The following is an 18,426-nucleotide window of genomic DNA, read 5'->3' on the forward strand; positions in this document are numbered from 1 at the left end:
GTTGATGGATAGCGTTCAAACTTGTTCAGGCTCCTCGATACCGGCTCTGGCGATCAGCTCGGCGAAATCCTCGGCAAGCGGCACCAGCCACTCGCACTGCTCGCCCGTGGCCGGGTGCACCAGGCCCAGACGGCGGGCCTGCAGGGCCTGGCGCGGGAAGGCGCTGGCCAGGTGCTGCTTGCCATACATCACATCGCCCACCAGCGAAAAGCCGATCGACATCATGTGCACGCGAATCTGGTGCGTGCGGCCGGTCTCCAGCCGGCACTGCACCAGGCTGACGGGACGGCGCTCCAGGTCTCCGCTGGCCAGCAACTGGTAGTGCGTGATGGCCGGCTTGGCGGAGAAATTGTTCGACACCGCCATCTTGATGCGGTCCTTCGGATGGCGTCCCATCGACGCGTCTATAGTACCGCTAACGCGCGGCGTGCCCCACACCAAAGCGAAATACTCGCGCTTGACGGTGCGCGCGGCCAGCTGACGGACCAGGTCGGTCTGCGCCGGCAGGGTCTTGCCGACCACCATCAGGCCGCTGGTGTCCTTGTCGAGCCGGTGGACGATGCCGGCGCGCGGCACGCCCGACAGCTGCGGGCAGTGGTGCAGCAGGCCGTTGAGCAAGGTGCCGGACCAGTTGCCGGCGCCCGGATGGACCACCAGGCCGGCCGGCTTGTTGATGACGATCAGGTGCTCATCCTCGTAAACGATGTTAAGTTCCATCGCTTCCGGTTTAAAAGCCTCGTCTTCCGGCGCTGGTTGGGGCAGAATGACGATCTTCTCGTCGCCGTAGACGGTATCCTTGGTGCTTTTGGCCACTTTGCCGTCGACCGTGACGAAGCCGTCGTCGATCCACATCTGCAGGCGGCCGCGCGAAAACTGCGGCACCAGCTTCGAAATGACTTTATCGAGGCGCTGGCCGCACGCTTCCGGGGTCAGTTCCAGTTCGATCGGAGCCAGGCCGTCCTCGTCGTCGCCGTAGTCGCCATCCTGGACGTCGAGCTCCGCGGGCAGGTCGATGTCGGATTCGGTATTGGAGGAGGATTCGGCCAAATTCGGCTTTGGAGTTAATATCACGGCATTCCCATCGGCTATAATCAGCCTATTGTAAAACTTTGGTTAAACAGCTTCTTGCAAAACATATGCAAAAAAAATTATCGGTAGTCGCAGCAACGTTGGTTCTGCTTAGTTTGTCCGCTTGCGGCATTTTCTCGGAGAAAGCTGACGAGACAAAAGGTTGGACCGCGACGAAATTATACTCGGAGGCGACCGAAGAACTCGAAGGCGCGCACTACGAGCGCGCGATCCAGCTCTACGAGAAGCTCGAATCGAGCTATCCGTTCGGCACTTACGCCCAGCAGGCGCAGATGCAGATCGCCTACGCCTATTACAAGTCGCAGGACCAGGCCCAGGCGCTGGCGGCGGTCGAGCGCTTCATCAAGCTGCACCCGAACCACAACAATGTCGACTATATGTACTACCTGCGCGGCCTGATCAACTTCAACGACCAGATCGGCTTCCTGAACTTCATCTACGCCCAGGACACGACCGAGCGCGACCCGAAGGCCACGCGCGAAGCCTACGCGGCGTTCAAGCAGCTGGTGGATAAGTTCCCGAACAGCAAGTATACCCCGGACGCGCTGGACCGCATGCGCTACCTGCTCAACGCCATGGCGGCGTACGAGGTGCACGTGGCGCGCTACTACTACCGTCGCGGCGCCTACCTGGCCGCGGCCAACCGCGCCATGGGCATCATGAGCGACTACCGCGACTCGCCGGCGATCGAAGAGGCGCTGTTCATCATGATCCGCAGCTACGACAAGCTGGGCATGACGGAACTGCGCGACGACACGATGCGCGTGTTCAAGCTCAACTACCCGACCAGCAAGTTCCTCGACGAGGGCAAGAAGGCCGAGCGGCACTGGTGGAAGCTCTGGAATTAAACCCGTACCGCATCCAGGGGTCGTACCCCACGGGTACGACCCCGGCTTTGGGGGTGCGGGTTAATAAAAACCGGGACGCGATCCCGGTTTTTTGTTGGTGCCCGGTGGCTTTACACGGTTTTACGCGGCCACCTTGCGGCGGAAAATCCAGGTGCTGTCGTCCGAATCCTTCTTGTCGAAGGCATAACCGTCGACGTCGAACTTCTTCAGCTTTTGCGGATCGGTGATGCCCTTGACGGCGGCGTAGCGCGCCATCAAGCCGCGCGCCCGCTTGGCGTAGAACGAAATGATTTTGTACTTGCCGTTCTTCCAATCCTCGAACTGCGGCGTGATCACCGGCACGTCTAACAGCTTGGGCTTGACCGACTTGAAGTATTCCTCGGACGCCAGGTTGACCAGGGTCCCGGCGCCCTGCTCGCCGGCGGCCGTATTGAGCGCCCGGGTGATGGTGTCGCCCCAGAAGTCGTACAGGTTCTTGCCGCGCGGCGTATCCAGGCGCGTGCCCATCTCCAGCCTGTGCGGATGGATCAGGTCGAGCGGGCGCAACATGCCGTACAGCCCGGACAGGATGCGGATGCGCGCCTGCGCGTAGTCGAGCTGCTTGGGCGTGAGCGTGCGCGCCGCCAGCCCGCCGTAGACGTCGCCGTTGAACGCCATGACGGCCTGGCGGCCCTCGGCGGTGTCGGCGCTCCACGATGCGTAACGGGCAACGTTGAGCGCCGACAGGTTGTCGGAAAGATCCATCAGCTCGCCGATCTGCACCGGCGAGAACGCGCGCAGGCGCTCGATCAGTTGCGCCGAGTGGTCGAGAAAAGCGGGTTGGGAGTGCAGCTTGGTGGTCGGAGGGGTCTCGAGGTCGAGACTTTTTGCGGGCGAAAGCACTATCAGCATAAGATTCCAAAAAATTCCAAATAAGCATATTTTTACAACTGCCCACATGATACCTGTTCCAACAAAACCCGCACCGGCGCGCATCGTCATCGACACCAACGTCTGCCTCGACCTGTTCGTGTTCCACGATCCGCGCTGGGCCGAGCTGCTGGCCGCGCTCGAAAGCGGCGCCGTCGAGGCCGTCACGCGCGCCGACTGCCGCGACGAGTACAACATCGTGCTGCACTACAGCCACCTGCCGCTCGACGAGGCCAGCCGGCCGCTGGCGGCGGCGCGCTTCGACGCGCTGATCAAGGTGGTCGCGCCGGCCGAGTCCGGTGTGCGCCTGCCCGTCTGCACCGACAAGGACGATCAAAAATTCCTCGAGGTGGCGCGCGACGCCGGCGCCGAGGTGCTCATCACCAAGGACAAGGCGCTGCTCAAACTGGCGCGCCGGCTGGCCAAGGCCGGCATGTTCAAGGTCATGCTGCCGGAGGCGTGGCGGCTGGAACGATAGATTTTTTACGCAACACCAAAGCGCCCCCGCTGAGCTAAAATAGGCCATCTGTCCACTACACAGCCGCCATGAATAGCCGCAACGACATTGGTAACGATCTTGGTAACGACCTTCACGCCACGCCGGTGTTGACCAGCCGCCTGCCGGCCGTCGGCACCACCGTGTTCACGCGCATGTCGACCCTGGCGGCGCAGTCCGGCGCGGTCAACCTGGGCCAGGGCTTCCCCGATTTTCCGTGCGAGCGGCCGCTGCTGCAGGCCGTCACCGACGCCATGCTGGCCGACTTCAACCAGTATCCGATGATGAGCGGCGCGCCGGTGCTGCGCCACGCCATCGCCGCCAAGATCGCCGCCCTGTACGGCCACGACTATGACGCCGACAGCGCCATCACCGTCACCGCCGGCGCCACGCAGGCGCTGACCACCGCCATCCTGTGCAGCGTGCATCCGGGCGACGAGGTGATCGTCATCGAGCCGGTGTACGACAGCTACGTGCCGGCCATCAACCTGGCCGGCGGCGTGGCCGTCGGCGTGCAGATGGAGATGGGCGCGGCCGGCTACGCGGTGCCGTGGGCCAAGGTGGCGGCGGCCGTCAGCGGCAAGACCCGCATGATCGTCATCAACACGCCGCACAACCCGACCGGCAGCGTGCTGCGCGGCGCCGACATGCACGCGCTGGCCGACATCGTGCGCGGCACCAACATCCTGATCCTGTCGGACGAGGTCTACGAGCACATGGTCTACGACGGCCAGCGCCACGAGTCGGTGTGCCGCCACGCCGAGCTGGCCGCGCGCGCCTTCGTCGTCTCCAGCTTCGGCAAGACCTACCACGTCACCGGCTGGAAGCTCGGCTACGTGGCCGCGCCGGCGGCGCTGACGGCCGAATTCCGCAAGGTGCACCAGTACAACGTCTTCAGCGTCAACACGCCGATGCAGCACGGCGTCGCCAGCTACATGGCCGATCCCAAGCCGTACCTGGAATTGCCGGCGTTTTACCAGCGCAAGCGCGACCTGTTCCGCGACGGCCTGGCCGGCACCCGCTTCGAAGTGTTGCCGGCCGACGGCACCTACTTCCAGTGCGTGCGCTACGACCGGATCTCGACGCAAACGGAGGCCGAATTCGCCGAATGGCTGACCACCGAGATCAAGGTCGCGGCGATCCCGGTGTCGGCGTTCTACCAGCAGGGCAAGGAATCCGGCATCGTGCGCTTCTGCTTCGCCAAAAAGGACGAGACGCTGGCGCTGGCGCTGGAGCGGCTGGCCAAAGTATAAAATCGGGGACTACCATCATGGCCGAAACCAACCACCCGGAGCCGCCGCCGTTCGCGCACAGCCCGGCGTCGCCATCGGTGCTGCACCAGCTAAACGTGTCGAACCGGCGGCTCGAGCGCCTGCTGCAAAACCTGCGCAACGAGCACGACGCCGAAAGCGAACTGCGCGACATCGCCCGCGAGGTGGTGCGCGCGGTCGACCTGAATCCCGATATCGCGCTCGCCTGCATCTTCCTGTGCCAGATCGCCGGCAGCTACGCGGTGCGCCATTGCATCGAGACGGCGGTCGTGGTGGTCGTCATGTCGCGCAGCCTCGGCAAGTGCGACGCCGACGTCCTGACCGTCACCGCCGCCGCCTTGACGATGAACGTGGGCATGCTGCGCCACCACGAGAGCTTCCAGAACAAGCACAGCCTGAGCAACGAGGAAATGGCCATCGTGCACCGCCATCCGGAGGACAGCGCCGACCTGCTCAAGTGCGCCGGCGTCGAGGACGAGGAATGGATCTCGTGCGTGCTGCTGCACCACGAAAACGATGAAGGCAGCGGCTACCCGGCCGGCATCGCCAGTCCGCGGGTAACGTTCAACGCCAAGCTGCTCAGCCTGGCGGACCGCTATTGCGCGCAAGTGTCGGCGCGCAACTACCGGCGCTCGGTGCTGCCGGATAAGGCGCTACGCAACCTGATGGACGACAAGGCCGCGCCGGTCGATCCGGCGCTGGCGCAGCACTTCCAGCGCGAGCTGGGCGACTTTCCGCCGGGCTGCCTGGTGCGCCTGGCCAGCGGCGAGATCGGCGTCGTCAGTCATCGGCTGGCCGGCGGCGAGGCGCTGCACGTGCACTGCCTGCGCGACGCGGCCGGCGCCCCGCTGCCGCCGGCCGGGCAGCACCGCGCCACCGGCGACCGCCACGCCATCGCCGAGGCCCTCAGCGAGGACCAGGCCGCGATCCGCTTCAGCATGAAGCAGATCTGGGGCGCGCAGGCCAGCCTGTAAGCCAGCGGCGCTGGCCATCTGTAGTGCTTTGCTTTAGTGGGAATCCACGAAGTCGAGAATGTCGGCCTTGCGTTCGTACGCAAGAACTTGCGCCCCGGCCTCGGTCAACTCGGCGACGACTTCACAAAACGCCTTCATCCGCGCTTCCTTCTCAGCCTCCTTGGGACCTTCGACCGTGACCAACACGCGCTCGGGCAAGGTGTTCTTACGCTTCAGCTGCGCCAGCTTCCATACCCAGGCGCCGCCATGGTCGAGTATTTTGCTAGGCTGATCCTGCCCCAGATTAAGAGGCTTGATGGCTGTCACCACTTGTCCGCTTTTTTGTTCTACAAAGGGGAAGGTAGCGTGGTACTCGTCGTTACCGACCTCCAGTCGCTCAAAACGGCCACTGACGCCCGCCTCATAAAACCACCTGCGCAGCGTTCGCTCCAAAACCTGCTCCCTGTACTCGGGAGTCACAAAATCGCGCTCGACATAATGTCCGTAGAGCTCCTCAAGCTTCGCCTTGGGATCAAGCATGAGGACACCGCGAATATTACTAAACTGAATTACCGCCTCTCGTGGCCTGACTATTTCGTTGAATAACGACCGGGCAAAGTCCGCATCGTTATGCTTCAGACGTCGATCGAATCCGTGCTGCTGCAAAACTCGGGCGACCCGTTCGAACTCCTCCCTCAGGTTTTGCATCGCCGCTTTGAACGTGGGGGTCTCGAGCTGCTCGAAAAAATTCGTCACCCGAGCGTGCTTCTTCGTCATCAGCTTGAAATCAAAGATGCGGTGCTCGGGCGCGATGATCACGATGCCCACATTGGCGAATTCTTCCGTCTCAACAAATGGACAGAACCGGACAATCGCATATAAGCAAGCAATCTTTTTCATGTTATGGTCCAAAAAGCACTACTGCGGCAGCCGAGCAGCGATAGCTTGAGAGCATGCCGGTCAAACGCAACAGGAAGCGTGCGCTCGGCATCAACAAACCACCACTCCGCGGGAACAGTATCGCAGATCGCATCCCAGGTCGCCATAGCCGATTCAAAACGACTGGCGTAGCGGTCGCGGTCGAACATATCGGAAAAGACCGCACTGAGGTGACTGCGGAAAGGATGCAGGCTTTCAAATGTGCGCGGATCAAACTGCTCATCGAATGCCTGGTTGTGGTCGAGAACCAGCAGGCTGTTGTTGTCCAAGTCCCAAAAAAGGTTAGGATTGCCACCGAGCTCAGACTGGGTCCTGTCTCCATTTTTTATCCACCAATCGAAGAGAAGTACGTCACGCTGAACATCGTCCGGTATCTGCGACAAATGCGAAACCGTTAGCTCGACGATCGTGCGCCGACAGGAACCGAAAGCAATACCCACTCCAAGTTCGGCCAAGTCGTCGCGCGACGCGAGGCTTATCAGCTCTGGCGATATCGAAACCAGCTCAAAATCTGCAATTGGCAAACCCAAAACCTTCGCAAGCGAGCCCGCTATCCATTCACAAATAAGGCTCCTTCTGCCTGCACCCCGCCCCTTTACGTAATACACCCGTCCGTCTTCGCCACGACATACGAATGGCAACGTAACCCCTTGTTTGGAACGGTCGATAATTTCGACTATTTCAGTTGGCATGTCGGCCCACAGGTATCCAATCTGACCTCGCATGGCGTGGTACGCGGCGCGCAAGCTTGGCTAACAATTAATGATCAGGGGCCTCGTCAACCGTCGCGCGATGGGACTTGCGTTTTTCGATCCCGCAGGAGATCGTTCAGTTCGGCTTTGAGGGCAGTTATGCGGTCTAATAACAAGCTCGCTCGCAGACGATAAATCACCTCGGCTTCAATGCTCGATCCTTGCGCGGCGGCATCGGCCTCAAGTTCCGCATACAACTCGGGCGAAATTTCAAGATCGACCAGCTCGGATTTCTCAGGCGGAGTCTTTTGTGGCGATTTTGCTGTTTTCATTCCACAATCATAGCATTTTCGAGAAGTTGCCAGGACTTATAGGCAGCGCCGCGTAGCCTGTTGGGCTATTTCTTCGCCTGGTCCTGCGCGATCAGCCGCGCCAGCGGCGATTGCTCGCCGACCGCTTCCATCATCAATATCTTCTCGGCCGGGATCAGCTGCGCCGATGGCCCGTGCCAGTCGGTCTTGGCGCGGTTGACCACGCGGTTGCCCGGCTGGCCGTCGGGCTGGGTGTAGGCCTGCGTGTAATAGACATCGCCCAGCTTGACGAAGCCGGGGCGCGCCTCCAGCAGCACGCCGTAGTAGACCTGGCCGCTGACCAATTGCACGCTGTACCAGCGGCCGGGCGGACCCGGATCGAGCAGCGGCGCCGCGTGGGCGCGCCAGGCCAGCGCCGCGTCGGCGATCAGCGCGGCCGTCGCCAGCGCCCCCAGCAGCACGCACAGCCAGCTGTGCGTCGCGCTCCACGCGCGCGGCGGCGCCGGCCGCAAGCCGGCTTCCTCCATCCGCTCGAGCTTCATGCGCGCGCCGCCGGGCCGGCGCGGCGACGCGCCATCAGCAGCATGCCGCCCATGCCGATCACCAGCATCAGCCAGGTCGAGGCCTCGGGTACCGCCGTCGCGCCGTTGCCGCCGCCGGTGCCGCTACCGAAGCCGACCCCGGTGCCGACCAGGTAATTGAACGCGTAGCCGCCCGGACCGGTGTAGTTCAATGTCGAGCTGATCAGCAGATCCTGCATGCCGCCGGCGAGCGGCCCCAGGTCCAGCAACGAACCGTTGAAGAACAGGTCGGCCTCGGCGCCGCTGAGGAAGGCGTGCGAGAACAGTTGCACGCCGTGGTTGCTGATGGTCAGCTCGAACAGGTCGAAGCCGCCGCCCGCGCCCGCCAGGAACGCCAGCTGCAGATGCTCGCCGGCGTCGGCGCCGAACTGGAAGGCCCCGCTGGTTTGCTGGGGCGCCAGCACCTGGTGATATTCGTCGACCGTGTCCGCGTTGGACATCGCGTGCATGCCGGCGCCGACCGCGTTGTCGATCCCGCCCACGTTCGACGCCGGCGACAGCGTCAATGCGCCCGCCGTGTCCGGCGCCGCCATGGCGTTGGCCACGACGTACTGGCCGCCGGCGGCCGGCAATGCGAACTCCGCCTGCGAGAACCGGCTCGAGCTGTAGGCGGCAGCCGACCGTGCCTCCCGTCCGGCGGCGCTGGCGGCGAAACCGACCGCCGTGCCCCGGGTGCCGAGCGCGGCCGCCGACGCCGATGCCGTCACATCGACCCCCATGGCGATCGCGCGGGCGTTGCCGACGCCGCCGCGGTCGGTGGTCACCGCGCCGGCGTTGGCGCTCGTCACGCCCATGAAATAACCGCCGCGCGCGTCGGCCAGCGCGTCGACCACGCCGCTGCCGGAACGGCCGTGGGCGGTGGCGCTGCCCGAGCCGGCATAGGCCGGCACGGCGCTGTCGGACCCGCCGATATTGGCCACCGAGATGGCGCTGACGCTCACCGCGTGTGCGCCGCTGGTCTCGGCGTGGACCGAGCTGTTGGCGTCGCCGCTGACGTCGTAGCAGCACATCGACGGGTAGCCGCCCTTGGCGCGGCCGATGGCGACGATATCGCCGGCCGACACCACCCGCACGTTGGCATTGGCCGCGCCGGTCACGCTGCCGCCGTCGGCGTAGGCGGACGCCCTCACTGCCGCCTGGCCGCCGCCGGGCGCGGTGCGCACGTCGGTGGTGGCGGTGGCGGCGCCGCCGAAGCTGCGGTACGCCAGGGCGATCTGCGCGGTCGACACCACGTCCACCGCCAGGGCGCCGCTGGTGCGCACGCTCACATTGCTGTTGGCGGCGTTGCCCTCGGCGTAGGCGCCGCCCTGCGCGCCGGCGCCGGCCATCGTCAGCGTCGCCGTCGCCTCGCCGTTGGTGCTGCCCATGATGTACCACAGGTTGCCGCCATACGCGGCGACGTTGCCACGCGCCAGACCGCCGGCGGACAAGGTCAGGCTGGCCGACGCGCCGGCCGCCGCGCCGGCGTAGGAGGCCGAGCCGCCCGTCGCCACGGCGCGACCGGTGACGTCGGCCGTCCCGGTAAGCGTGCCGACGGCGACCGCGTTGCCGCCCAGTCCGCCGTTGGAGCCGATGCCGCCCACGGCGGACACGTTGCCGGCCACGGCGGCGCCGGCGCGCGTCGACGCCAGGGTCAGCTCGGCGTAGGCGGCGCCGCCGGCGCCGCTCCGATAGCCCCCTCCGTTGCCGCCGACGGCGGCCACGTCCGCGCTCAGCGCGCTGGCCTCGGCGTCGCTCAACGCCAGCGTCGAACGCGCGCCGCCGGCGTCGAAGTCGGGGTTCTCGCCGCCCTCGGCGCGCTGCGACAGGCTCAGCTCACCCCGGGTGCGGCCCGAGACCGCGTCGACCAGCTCCGCGCCGACGCGCCTGCCGCCGACGACGCTGGCGCCCACCGTCACCTTGCCCGTGTCGGACTGGCCGCTGGCGCGCGCCGTGGCCGTGCCGCCGAGGCCGGCTTTACCGGCCAGGAAATTGTAGCTGCCATAGCCGCCGACCGCGTCCGCCTGCGCCACCACGGCGCCGGCGCCGGTGGCGAAGGCGACCGCCGTGCTGCTGGCGTTTCCGCCGAGCGCCAGCGGCCCGTCGGTCGCGGGCCAGTCGCTGGAATTAAAATACGGCATGCCGCCGCCGTTGCCGCCGACCACGCGCGAGCGCGCCTGCGCGCCCTGCGCGCCGCCCACGGTGACGACGGTGCCGGCAGCGTAGCCGCCGTTGCCGCCGGCGCCGGGCTTGCCCTGCGGGTAGGACATCGGCCCCCACTCGGTCTCGACCTCGGTGGCGGCGGCGCCCTCGCCGCCGTTGCCGCCGTTGCCGCCGGTTAGCGTCAACGTGTTCCAGGCGTCGGTGGAGGCCAGCACGCGGTCGATGGCGGCGGCGGCCCGGCCGTCGCCGCCCACCTGGCCCGGCAAGGTGCCGGCGGCGCCGTCAAGGCCGTTCTGCCCGACGACGATCAATTCGGCGGCGCAGGCGTTGCCGACGGCGACAGCGAGCAACAGCGGCGCCAGGCCGCGGATGTACCTGGCGCGGCCGCGCGCGGCAACAGTATGGATGGAATGCATGTCATGCCTTTGAAATGGAGGTCGCGCCCGCGGCGGATGCCGGGGCGCGTAGTTGCGGGCCGGGGCGACGCCCCGGCCGATGTGTTACCTGCTCAGTGCGACGACGATGCGCGCCTGCATCAAGCGTGCTTGGCGGCCGACTTGCGGCGCCGCGCCACGATCACCAGCCCGCTCAGGCCGATCATCATCATCATCCAGCTCGACTCTTCCGGCACGGCCGACACGCCCGCGCCGCCACCGATGCCGCCGACGCCGCCGACCGGGCCCAGGCCGCCACCGCCCAGCACGTAGTTGAATGCATAGTCATAAGCCGCGCCGGCCAGCGACGAACGCACCACGATGTCCTGCGCGCCGGCGCCGAACAGGCCCAGATCAAGCACGCGGTCGGTGAAGAACAGGTTGGCGTCGCTCAGCGACGTGAACGACTGGCTGAACAGCAAGGTGCCGTGGTTGCTGATCGACAGGTCGAGCGTGTCGAAGCCGGTGCCGCCGGCGCCCAGGAAGGCGATCAGCAAATGCTGGTCGACCGCCGAGACGAACTGGAACTGGCCGCTGTTGGCGCCGACCTGCGCGGACGGCAAATCGGGGTTGAAGCCGCCCGAGGCGCCCTGCATGCCGACGCCGTACAGTTCCGACATGGCGGCGGCGGTGGCCGCGCTCAAGCCGAGCGCGGCGCCGGTCGGGGCGGCGGCGGCATACGACTGCAGCTGGTTGTCGCCGGCGCTGCCGCTGCCGGTGGCCAACGCGAAACTGGCGGCGTCGAAACGGTTCGACGCCACCGCCGCGCCCTGCGCGAACTCGCCGGCCGACGTCGCGATAAAGCCGACCCTGGCGCCGCCGGCGCCGACGGCCGTCGCCGTGGCGACCGCTTCCATCTGCTCGCCGCTGGCGCGGGCGCTGGCGTTGCTCACGCCGCCCCGCAACGACGTCTCGGCCGTGGCGCGGGCCGAGGACAGGTACGGGCTGGTGCTCTGGTTCATGCCGCTCAGGGCCTGGGCCGCGACGGTGACGACGCCGCTGCCGGAGGCGCCGTAGGCGTTGGCGGTGGCCGGGCTGTAGACGTTCTGGTGGGGTTCCGGCACGAAGGTGTTGCGCGCCAGCGCGCTGACCGTGACCGAATGGGCGCCGCTGGTGACGCCGCTGGCGGACGCGTTGGCGATTCCGCTGGTGGTGTAGAGGTAGCTGAACACGCCGCCTTCAGCCTGGGCGGTGCCGACGATGTTGCCGCCGCTGTTGATCTGCAGGTTGGCGTAGGCGTTTTGGCTGGCGCCGCTGCCGGACGCGTAGGCGCCGGCCGTCACGTCGGCCCGGCCGCCGGTGGTGGCCGCGTTGACCACGGTATTGGCCCTGGCGTCGCCATAGTGGCCGCGCGACGAATTGGCGTCGCCCAGGCCGGCGACCGCCCTGGACTCGACGTTGACCGCCCGCGCGCCAGTGGTGGTGACGGTCACGCTGCTGTCGGCGTTGGCGCCGCGGGCGTAGCTGCCGCCGCTGGCGCCGGCGCCCACCAGTTCCAGCGTGGCGCTGGCGTCGCCGTCGCGATATTCCCAGCTATGCAAGGCGCCGCCCATCTGGCCGGCCACCGCGCGCGCGCTGCCCGTGGCCAGGCCGCCGGCGCTGATGGTCAAGCGGCTGGTGGCGGCGGCGCCGGCCAAGCCACCGTACTGCCCGGCGCGGGCCTCGGCCGATCCGGTGACCGCCGCCGTACCGGTCAGGCTGCCGATGGCGGTGGCGCTGCCGGCGTCGCCGCCCGCCACGCGCCACACGGAACCGGTGACGTCGCCGCCGATGGCCGACAGCGTGCCCTCGACGGCGGCGCCGGCGCGGGTCGAGGTCAGAGTGAGCTCGGCGCGCGCGTTGCCGGCCGCCGCTTGCGCCAGGTCGGTGTACTCGCCGGCGTTGCCGCCCTTGGCGCTGACGGTGCCCTTGAGGCCCGAGGCCTGCTTGTCGGCCACCCGCAGCACCGATGTGGCGGCGCCGCCGGCGTTGTTGCCCGGCTGGCTGGGCTGGTCCGGCATGCCGTAGGCGTTGTTGACGGCGCCACCATTGCCGCCCACGGCATGCTGCACCAACGACAGCACGCCACGGGTCGCGCCCTTGACCATGTTCTCCAGATAGACGGCGGCGCCGGCGCCGCCCGTCGACGGGCTGGGGGTGTAGTTGACGTTGCCGCCATTGCCGCCAACCGCCTGCGCCAGCACCGACACATTGCCGGTGGCCGAGTAGCCCGAGGCGCTGGCCGTGGCCTTGCCGCCGTCGCCGCCGCGTCCGCCCCCCAAGATCAGCAGCGCGTCGCCGCCGTTGCCGCCGGTCGCGTAGGCGCGCGCCGACACCGCGCCGGACAGGGAGGACGCGCTGGCGAAGCTCGAGGCGTTGCCGCCGGCGCCGCCGATGTTCAGGCTCGGGTCGGCATTGAAGATGAACGGATCGGCCGTGCCCAGCTGGCCGCCGGCGCCGCCGAAGACCTTGGCCTCGGCGCTGGCGCCGCCGGTCAGGGAACCGGCCAGCACGCGGCCGAGCGCGCCCGCGCCGGCACCGCCGTTGCCACCGACGCCGCTGGGCGAATACTGGCAAATGCCCAGGTTGCGGCAATCGTCGCTGTCGGGATCGAGCACGGTGGCAGGCAGGCCGGCGCCACCGGTGCCGCCGGCGCCGCCGGTCAAGGTCAGGCGGTTGAAGGCGCCGGCGGTCAGCGAGGTGTCGGTCAGGTCCAGCGCCGCGCCGCCGGCGCCGCCGTTCGGCGTGGCGATGGTGCCGGCGGCGCCGACCGCGCCGTTGGCGCCGGTCACGCTGCGGTCGAGCGCATACGCCTGGTTGACCGCCAGCGACAACAGCAGGGGCGCCAGGCCGGCGATGAAGCGCGATGAGGCAACGGCGGAGATGCGGCGGTTCGATGTCTTCATTTGTTTGACCCAAGAATGTGTTTTAAGGGAGGCGGTCGGACTCGCGGACCACCCCGATCGTTATTATTGTTATATTATTCTAATTATTAAATTTATAATGACACCAAAGTCTCTTGTTGATTGATCCCAGCTCTCCGGAAGCGCCGCCATGCACAACGCAACACCGTCACCCGCAAGCGATATTTGGCTCGACATGCCGGCCGCGCAGGCGCGGCAGTTCGCCGGCGCGCTGGCGACGCGCGCGGTCGGCGCGCTGACCGTGTCGCAGGTGGAGGGCAAGGCGTATCGGGTGCGGCGCCCGACGCCGCTGCACGAGGGAGGAAAAAAGGAGTGGCTGCTGGTGGCGATCCAGCGCCAGGGCGGCAGCCGGCTGCGCCAGCTGGGCCGCGACAGCGCGCTGGCGCCCGGCGACATCGCGCTGTATTCGACGGCGCAGCCCTACCGGCTCGAGTTCGACGGCGCCTTCCGCCAGACCGTCATCGGCTTTCCGGCCGCGCCGCTACGCGCGCTGTGCCCGGCCATCGACGGCCTGGTCGGCGTCGCCATGAGCGGGCGCCGCCCGCAGGTGGCGCTGCTGGCGGCGATGGCCGAATGCCATTTCGACACCGACTACGGCGCCCTGCCGGACCAGGCGGGCGTGCACGCCGCCAGCGCGCTCAGCGCCACGCTGGCCGGCTGCGCGGTGACGCAACCGGGCCGCGCGGACGTCACCCGCAGCAAACTGAGTCAATATCATCTGGAGCGGCTGCGGCAGTTCGCCATGGCGCGCCTGGGCGACAGCGAGCTGTCGGTCGGCGACGTGGCGGCGGCGCTCAACATCTCGGCGGCGCATATCCACCGCTTGTTCAGCGGACAGCCGCACACGTTCAGCGCGTGGCTGTGGCACACCCGGCTTGAGCAGTGCCACCTGGCGCTCGTCAATCCGGCGTTTTCCGGCCTGTCGATCAGCCAGATCGCCTTCAAGTACGGGTTCGCGCACGCCTCGCACTTTTCCCGCGCCTACCGCACGCGATTCGGCATCACGCCCAGCGCCCGGCGCCAGGCTAGCGCGACAACTGTTCGAGCCGGCGCTCGATAAACGCTTGCAGCTCGGGCGTGAGCCCGTTGGCCTGGCGCGCGCGCTGGAACGCTTCGCGCGCCTCGGGCAAATGCTGGTCGGCCTGCAGCGAAATGCCCAATCCCATCCACCAGACGCCGTTGCCCGGCGCCAGTTGCAGCGCGTCGCGGTAGTAGCGCGCGGCCTCGGCGTGGCGCTGCTCGCGCTGCAGCACGCCGGCCAGGAAGGCCAGGTAGTCTGCCCTGTCGCCGGCATATGGCAGGGTTTTCATCAGCGTCTCGAGCGCCGGGCCGCCGCGTTCGAGCTGCAGCCGGGCCAGCACCATCGCCAGTCCGGGCTGGCGCGGATCGATGCCCAGCGACAGGCGCAGCTGGCGGATCGCCTCGTCCGTGCGCTTGTTTTCCAGCAGCAGGCTGACATAGGTCTGGCGCGCCGCCTCGTTGCGCGGGTCGATCTCCAGCGCGCGCTCCAGGTCGGCCAGCGCCACGCTCAGGCGCCCTTCCTGCAAAGCCACCAGCGCGCGCCGGTAGGCGCCGTCCGACTCCAGCTTGGGCGTCTGCTCGCGCCGACTGACGCCTTCCGGCTGCTCCACGCGGCGCGCATCGGCGTCGGGCGCGGCGCGGCGCGGCCTGGCGGCGACCGGCTCGTCGGACATGGAACGCGCCGGTTTGGACGCCGGCGGCTGCCCGGATTCCGCCGCGACCGGCATGGACTTGGCCGGCCGCCGTGCCGGCGGCGCGGCTGCCGATACCGGCTCGGCCGGCTCCGGCGCGGGCGCCGGCGTGGCGATCGTTTCCGCTGTCGGTGGCGCGGCGATCGGCTTTGGCGCGGTCTGCGCCGCCGGGGCCGGCGGCGGCGCGCGGCGGGCCCCGGGCGGAAGCTGGTCGAGGACCACCCTCGGCGCCGGCGCCGGCGGCGCGCGATGGCCCTGCCAGTACTGCCAGCCATACCAGCCGCCGGCGGCCAGCACGGCGGCGGCGACACCGGCGCCGGCCAGCAGCAACGGCCGGCGCTCGCGTTCCGGCGGCGGCACCGCCTTCAATTCCTGCGGATGGACCACGCCGTCGCCGGCGCCGCCGCGCTTGTCGAGGTCCTGCAACATTTTATTGATCAGGCTCATTTGGTCAACGCCCATGTCAGGCCGCACGCGGCCACCAGCACGCTGACGCCGGCGGCCAGCCACGGCCAGCGCAAGCGGGCGCGCGCGCCGCCGACGACGCCGTTGGTGTCGCGCGCGGCCAGGTTGACGTGACGGCGCGTCACCTGCTGCCGGCCCTCGCCAAAGCACAGCATCAGCGACTTGTTGGCCATGATGTTGACCAGCCGCGGAATGCCGCCGCTGGCGCGGAACAGCCGCGAGATGGCGCCACGGCTGAACAGGCGCCCGCCCGTGTAGCCGGCCACGCGCAGGCGGTGCGCCAGATAGTATTCGATGTCGTCCCGGCTCAGCGGGCCGAGGTGGTAATGGAAGGTGATGCGCTGCGCCAGCTGGCGGATCGAATTGGCCTGCAGGTGCTGGTTCAGCTCCGGCTGGCCGAACAGCACGATTTGCAGCAGCTTGCGCTTTTCTGTCTCCAGGTTGCTCAACAGCCGCAGCGCCTCCAGGCTTTCGACCGGGATCGCCTGTGCCTCGTCGAGCAGCAGCATGACCTGCTTGCCGGCGTGCGCCAGCTCGATCAGCCGGTAGGTGATCGACTTGAGCATCTGGTGCTGGTCGACGTCGCGCGCCAGGGTCACCTCCAGCTCGTCGGCCAGCGCCAGCATCAGCGTGCGCGGCTCCAGGTAGGGATTGGGGATGTAGGCGGTGACGAACTCCGGCCCCACCGTGGCGATGAATTTACGGCACAGCAGCGTCTTGCCGGTGCCCACCTCGCCGGTGATCTTGATGAAGCCCTCGCCGCTCTTGGCCGCCACCAGCAGCGTGTTGAGCGCCTCCTGAGAATGCGGGCTGGTGAAGAAATAGCTGGTGTCCGGCGTGATGCTGAACGGCGCCTCGCGCAGGCCGAAGTGTTTGCTGTACATATCAGTTGCGCTCCCGGGCGCGGCGCGGATCGAGCTCCTTGATGCGGCGCCCGCTCTCGAGCAGGTCCTGGTTCCAGTCCGAGCTCGATTCGACGATGGTCGGCTTGATCAGCACCACCAGCTCTCGCTTCTGGATCACCTCGCCGGTGGCGCGGAACAGCGCGCCGACCACGGGAATGTCGCTGGCGCCGGGCACGCCGGAACGGTCCGAGGTCGTCGCCTGGCGCATCAGGCCGCCGATGGCGACCACCTGGCCGTCCTGGCCGCGCACCATGCTGTCCATCTCCGACGTCGCCGACGCCGCCAGCGGCAAGGTGAAGTTGCCCAGCGAGCCCAGATTCAAGCCCTTGTTGACGGTCGACACCTGGCTGACCGATGGATGGACGTGCAAGATGATGTTGCCGTGATCGTCGATCTGCGGCGTCACATCGAGCACGACACCGGAGAAGAACGGTTGCAACGTCACCGTCGGCGTGGTCACGCCGGTGCCGGTGCCGCTGGTCGTGGTCGTCGTGCTGACGCCGGTGACGAAGAACTCGTCGGTGCCGATCTTGAGCAGCGCCTTCTGGTTGTTCAAGGTCGCGATGCGCGGGCTCGACAGCACGTGCACGGTGCCCTGCCCTTCGAGGAAGGAAATCAGCGCGGCGAAGTTGCTGGTCTGGAAGGCCAGGCCGAACAGCGAGCCGACCGCGTCGGACACGGCGCCGATCGACGACCCGGGTACGGCGACCGCGCCGGCGGCGCCGCTGCTGCTGAGCGAGCCGGTGGCGCTCACGCCCAGCGGCGTCAACGACGTGCCCGGCTGCACCAGCCCGGCCGAGATGCGGCTGTTGGTGCTCAGCTTGCCGAAGGCGGCCCAGTTGATGCCGCTCTGGAAGTTGCTGTTCAACTCCACCTCGAGGATCTTGGCCTCCAGGATCACCTGGCGCTCGACCGACAACTGGGTGGCGCGCAGATACTGGTCGACATTGCGCAGCTCGTCGGGCATGGCGCGGATCACGATCACCCCCGACTGCGGGCTGATGGTCACGCTGCGGCCATCCTTGCCGGTCTCGATGAGCGCCTCCAGCGCCGTCTTGAGCTCCAGCCAGAAGTCGCTGCTGGAACTGGTTTGCACGTTGGCCGCATCCCGTTGCGTCTGGCCACCGCCGGGCTGATTGCCGTTGTTGCCGTTGTTGCCCGAGTTGTCGTTGTTGCCCGAACTATTCGAATTGTTATTGCCCGAATTATTCTGCGAACCGCTGTTGCTGGTGCCGGCGTTGGCCACCGACGTCGACGACACGCGCAGGCTCGACACGCCCTTGCGGATGCCCGTCAGATAATTGACCTTGAACATCTTGGTCTGCATCGTCAACGGACGGATGTAGATGCGCGTGCCTTCGATCTTGTAATCGTAGCCGTACAGCTCGCGCACGGCGTCGAGCGCCTCGACCAAGGTCACATCCTTCAGGTTGGCGGTAATGGTGCCGGTCACCTCCGGATTGATCAGCATGTTGTAGCGCGTGCCGGCCACGATCGAATTGAAGAACTGCTGCACCGGCACGTTGTTGAACGACACGTTGAAGCGCTCCTCGAGCACCGCGCGCGCCTTCGGCAACTGCTCGGCCAGCTGGGTGGCCGGCGGCAGCAAGGCGCTGGCCACGGCGTCGGCCTGGGCGGCGGCGGGCGGCTTGGCCTTGAGCGCCGCGTCGACCTCGGCGTTGATCTTGTTATAGGTATCGCGCTTGGGCGGCGTCGAGCAGCCGTTCAGCAGCAGCGTCGTCAGGATGGCGATGGTCAGTGTTTTTTGCATATGCA

16 protein-coding genes are annotated in these 18,426 nt (G+C 67.3%); 5 read left to right on the plus strand and 11 right to left on the minus strand.

The window, feature by feature from the left end; all coding sequences use genetic code 11:
- Positions 1 to 15 precede the first annotated feature (15 nt).
- Positions 16 to 1,071, minus strand: a complete 1,056-nt coding sequence (locus tag JOD97_RS12205; protein ID WP_209717712.1) for an RluA family pseudouridine synthase — start codon at positions 1,069 to 1,071, stop codon at positions 16 to 18.
- 65 nt (positions 1,072 to 1,136) lie between these two features.
- Between JOD97_RS12205 and JOD97_RS12210 the strand changes: the two genes are divergently transcribed.
- Positions 1,137 to 1,937: an outer membrane protein assembly factor BamD gene (locus tag JOD97_RS12210; RefSeq protein WP_209717715.1), complete on the plus strand. Its 801-nt coding sequence runs from the start codon at positions 1,137 to 1,139 to the stop codon at positions 1,935 to 1,937.
- Positions 1,938 to 2,057: 120 nt separating this feature from the next.
- Here JOD97_RS12210 and yaaA read toward each other — a convergent pair whose 3' ends face one another.
- On the minus strand, positions 2,058 to 2,828 hold the full coding sequence (gene yaaA / locus JOD97_RS12215; RefSeq protein ID WP_209717717.1) for a peroxide stress protein YaaA: 771 nt from the start codon (positions 2,826 to 2,828) through the stop codon (positions 2,058 to 2,060).
- A gap of 46 nt (positions 2,829 to 2,874) precedes the next feature.
- Between yaaA and JOD97_RS12220 the strand changes: the two genes are divergently transcribed.
- From JOD97_RS12220 to JOD97_RS12230, 3 genes are all read left to right on the plus strand, one after another.
- Entirely contained in the window at positions 2,875 to 3,324 is a 450-nt protein-coding gene (locus tag JOD97_RS12220) for a putative toxin-antitoxin system toxin component, PIN family (RefSeq protein WP_209717720.1), read from the plus strand.
- Between the two features lie 68 nt (positions 3,325 to 3,392).
- Positions 3,393 to 4,595 carry a pyridoxal phosphate-dependent aminotransferase gene (locus JOD97_RS12225; protein ID WP_209717723.1) on the plus strand — a complete coding sequence of 401 codons (1,203 nt, stop codon included), beginning with the start codon at positions 3,393 to 3,395 and terminating at the stop codon, positions 4,593 to 4,595.
- Positions 4,596 to 4,612: 17 nt separating this feature from the next.
- Entirely contained in the window at positions 4,613 to 5,587 is a 975-nt protein-coding gene (locus tag JOD97_RS12230) for an HD-GYP domain-containing protein (protein WP_209717726.1), read from the plus strand.
- Between the two features lie 33 nt (positions 5,588 to 5,620).
- Here the strand turns inward: JOD97_RS12230 and JOD97_RS12235 are convergent, their stop codons facing one another.
- The 6 genes from JOD97_RS12235 to JOD97_RS33110 form a co-directional block, all read right to left on the minus strand.
- Positions 5,621 to 6,466, minus strand: coding sequence for a DUF3037 domain-containing protein (locus JOD97_RS12235; RefSeq protein WP_209717729.1), 846 nt, complete (start codon positions 6,464 to 6,466; stop codon positions 5,621 to 5,623).
- Entirely contained in the window at positions 6,463 to 7,197 is a 735-nt protein-coding gene (locus JOD97_RS12240; RefSeq protein ID WP_209717732.1) for a HipA family kinase, read from the minus strand. Before JOD97_RS12240 ends, JOD97_RS12235 begins: the two co-directional genes overlap by 4 nt.
- An 86-nt stretch (positions 7,198 to 7,283) precedes the next feature.
- On the minus strand, positions 7,284 to 7,529 hold the full coding sequence (locus JOD97_RS12245; RefSeq protein ID WP_209717736.1) for a hypothetical protein: 246 nt from the start codon (positions 7,527 to 7,529) through the stop codon (positions 7,284 to 7,286).
- A 65-nt stretch (positions 7,530 to 7,594) separates the two neighbouring features.
- On the minus strand, positions 7,595 to 8,050 hold the full coding sequence (locus JOD97_RS12250) for a hypothetical protein (protein ID WP_209717738.1): 456 nt from the start codon (positions 8,048 to 8,050) through the stop codon (positions 7,595 to 7,597).
- A complete protein-coding gene (locus tag JOD97_RS12255; RefSeq protein WP_209717739.1) occupies positions 8,047 to 10,647 on the minus strand; it encodes a hypothetical protein in 2,601 nt (866 codons plus the stop codon). The genes JOD97_RS12250 and JOD97_RS12255 overlap by 4 nt, the downstream gene beginning before the upstream one ends.
- A 119-nt stretch (positions 10,648 to 10,766) precedes the next feature.
- A complete protein-coding gene (locus JOD97_RS33110) occupies positions 10,767 to 13,550 on the minus strand; it encodes a hypothetical protein (protein WP_209717740.1) in 2,784 nt (927 codons plus the stop codon).
- A 148-nt stretch (positions 13,551 to 13,698) separates the two neighbouring features.
- Here JOD97_RS33110 and JOD97_RS12265 point away from each other — a divergent pair, with 148 nt between their 5' ends.
- Complete coding sequence (locus JOD97_RS12265; RefSeq protein WP_209717742.1) at positions 13,699 to 14,628, plus strand: helix-turn-helix domain-containing protein; 930 nt, start codon at positions 13,699 to 13,701, stop codon at positions 14,626 to 14,628.
- Here JOD97_RS12265 and JOD97_RS12270 read toward each other — a convergent pair.
- The 3 genes from JOD97_RS12270 to mshL are packed head-to-tail and all read right to left on the minus strand — an operon-like array spanning position 14,594 to position 18,421.
- The gene (locus JOD97_RS12270; protein WP_229264412.1) at positions 14,594 to 15,727 is read right to left on the minus strand and encodes a tetratricopeptide repeat protein; all 1,134 of its coding nucleotides are present in this window, start codon (positions 15,725 to 15,727) and stop codon (positions 14,594 to 14,596) included. The genes JOD97_RS12265 and JOD97_RS12270 overlap by 35 nt on opposite strands.
- Entirely contained in the window at positions 15,724 to 16,629 is a 906-nt protein-coding gene (locus JOD97_RS12275; protein ID WP_209717743.1) for an ExeA family protein, read from the minus strand. Before JOD97_RS12275 ends, JOD97_RS12270 begins: the two co-directional genes overlap by 4 nt.
- A 1-nt stretch (position 16,630) precedes the next feature.
- Positions 16,631 to 18,421 (minus strand): pilus (MSHA type) biogenesis protein MshL, encoded by a 1,791-nt coding sequence (mshL, locus tag JOD97_RS12280; protein WP_209717744.1) that lies wholly within the window; start codon positions 18,419 to 18,421, stop codon positions 16,631 to 16,633.
- Positions 18,422 to 18,426 lie beyond the last annotated feature (5 nt).

This window comes from Duganella sp. 1411 (assembly GCF_017833525.1).
Classification (GTDB): Bacteria; Pseudomonadota; Gammaproteobacteria; order Burkholderiales; family Burkholderiaceae_D; genus Rugamonas.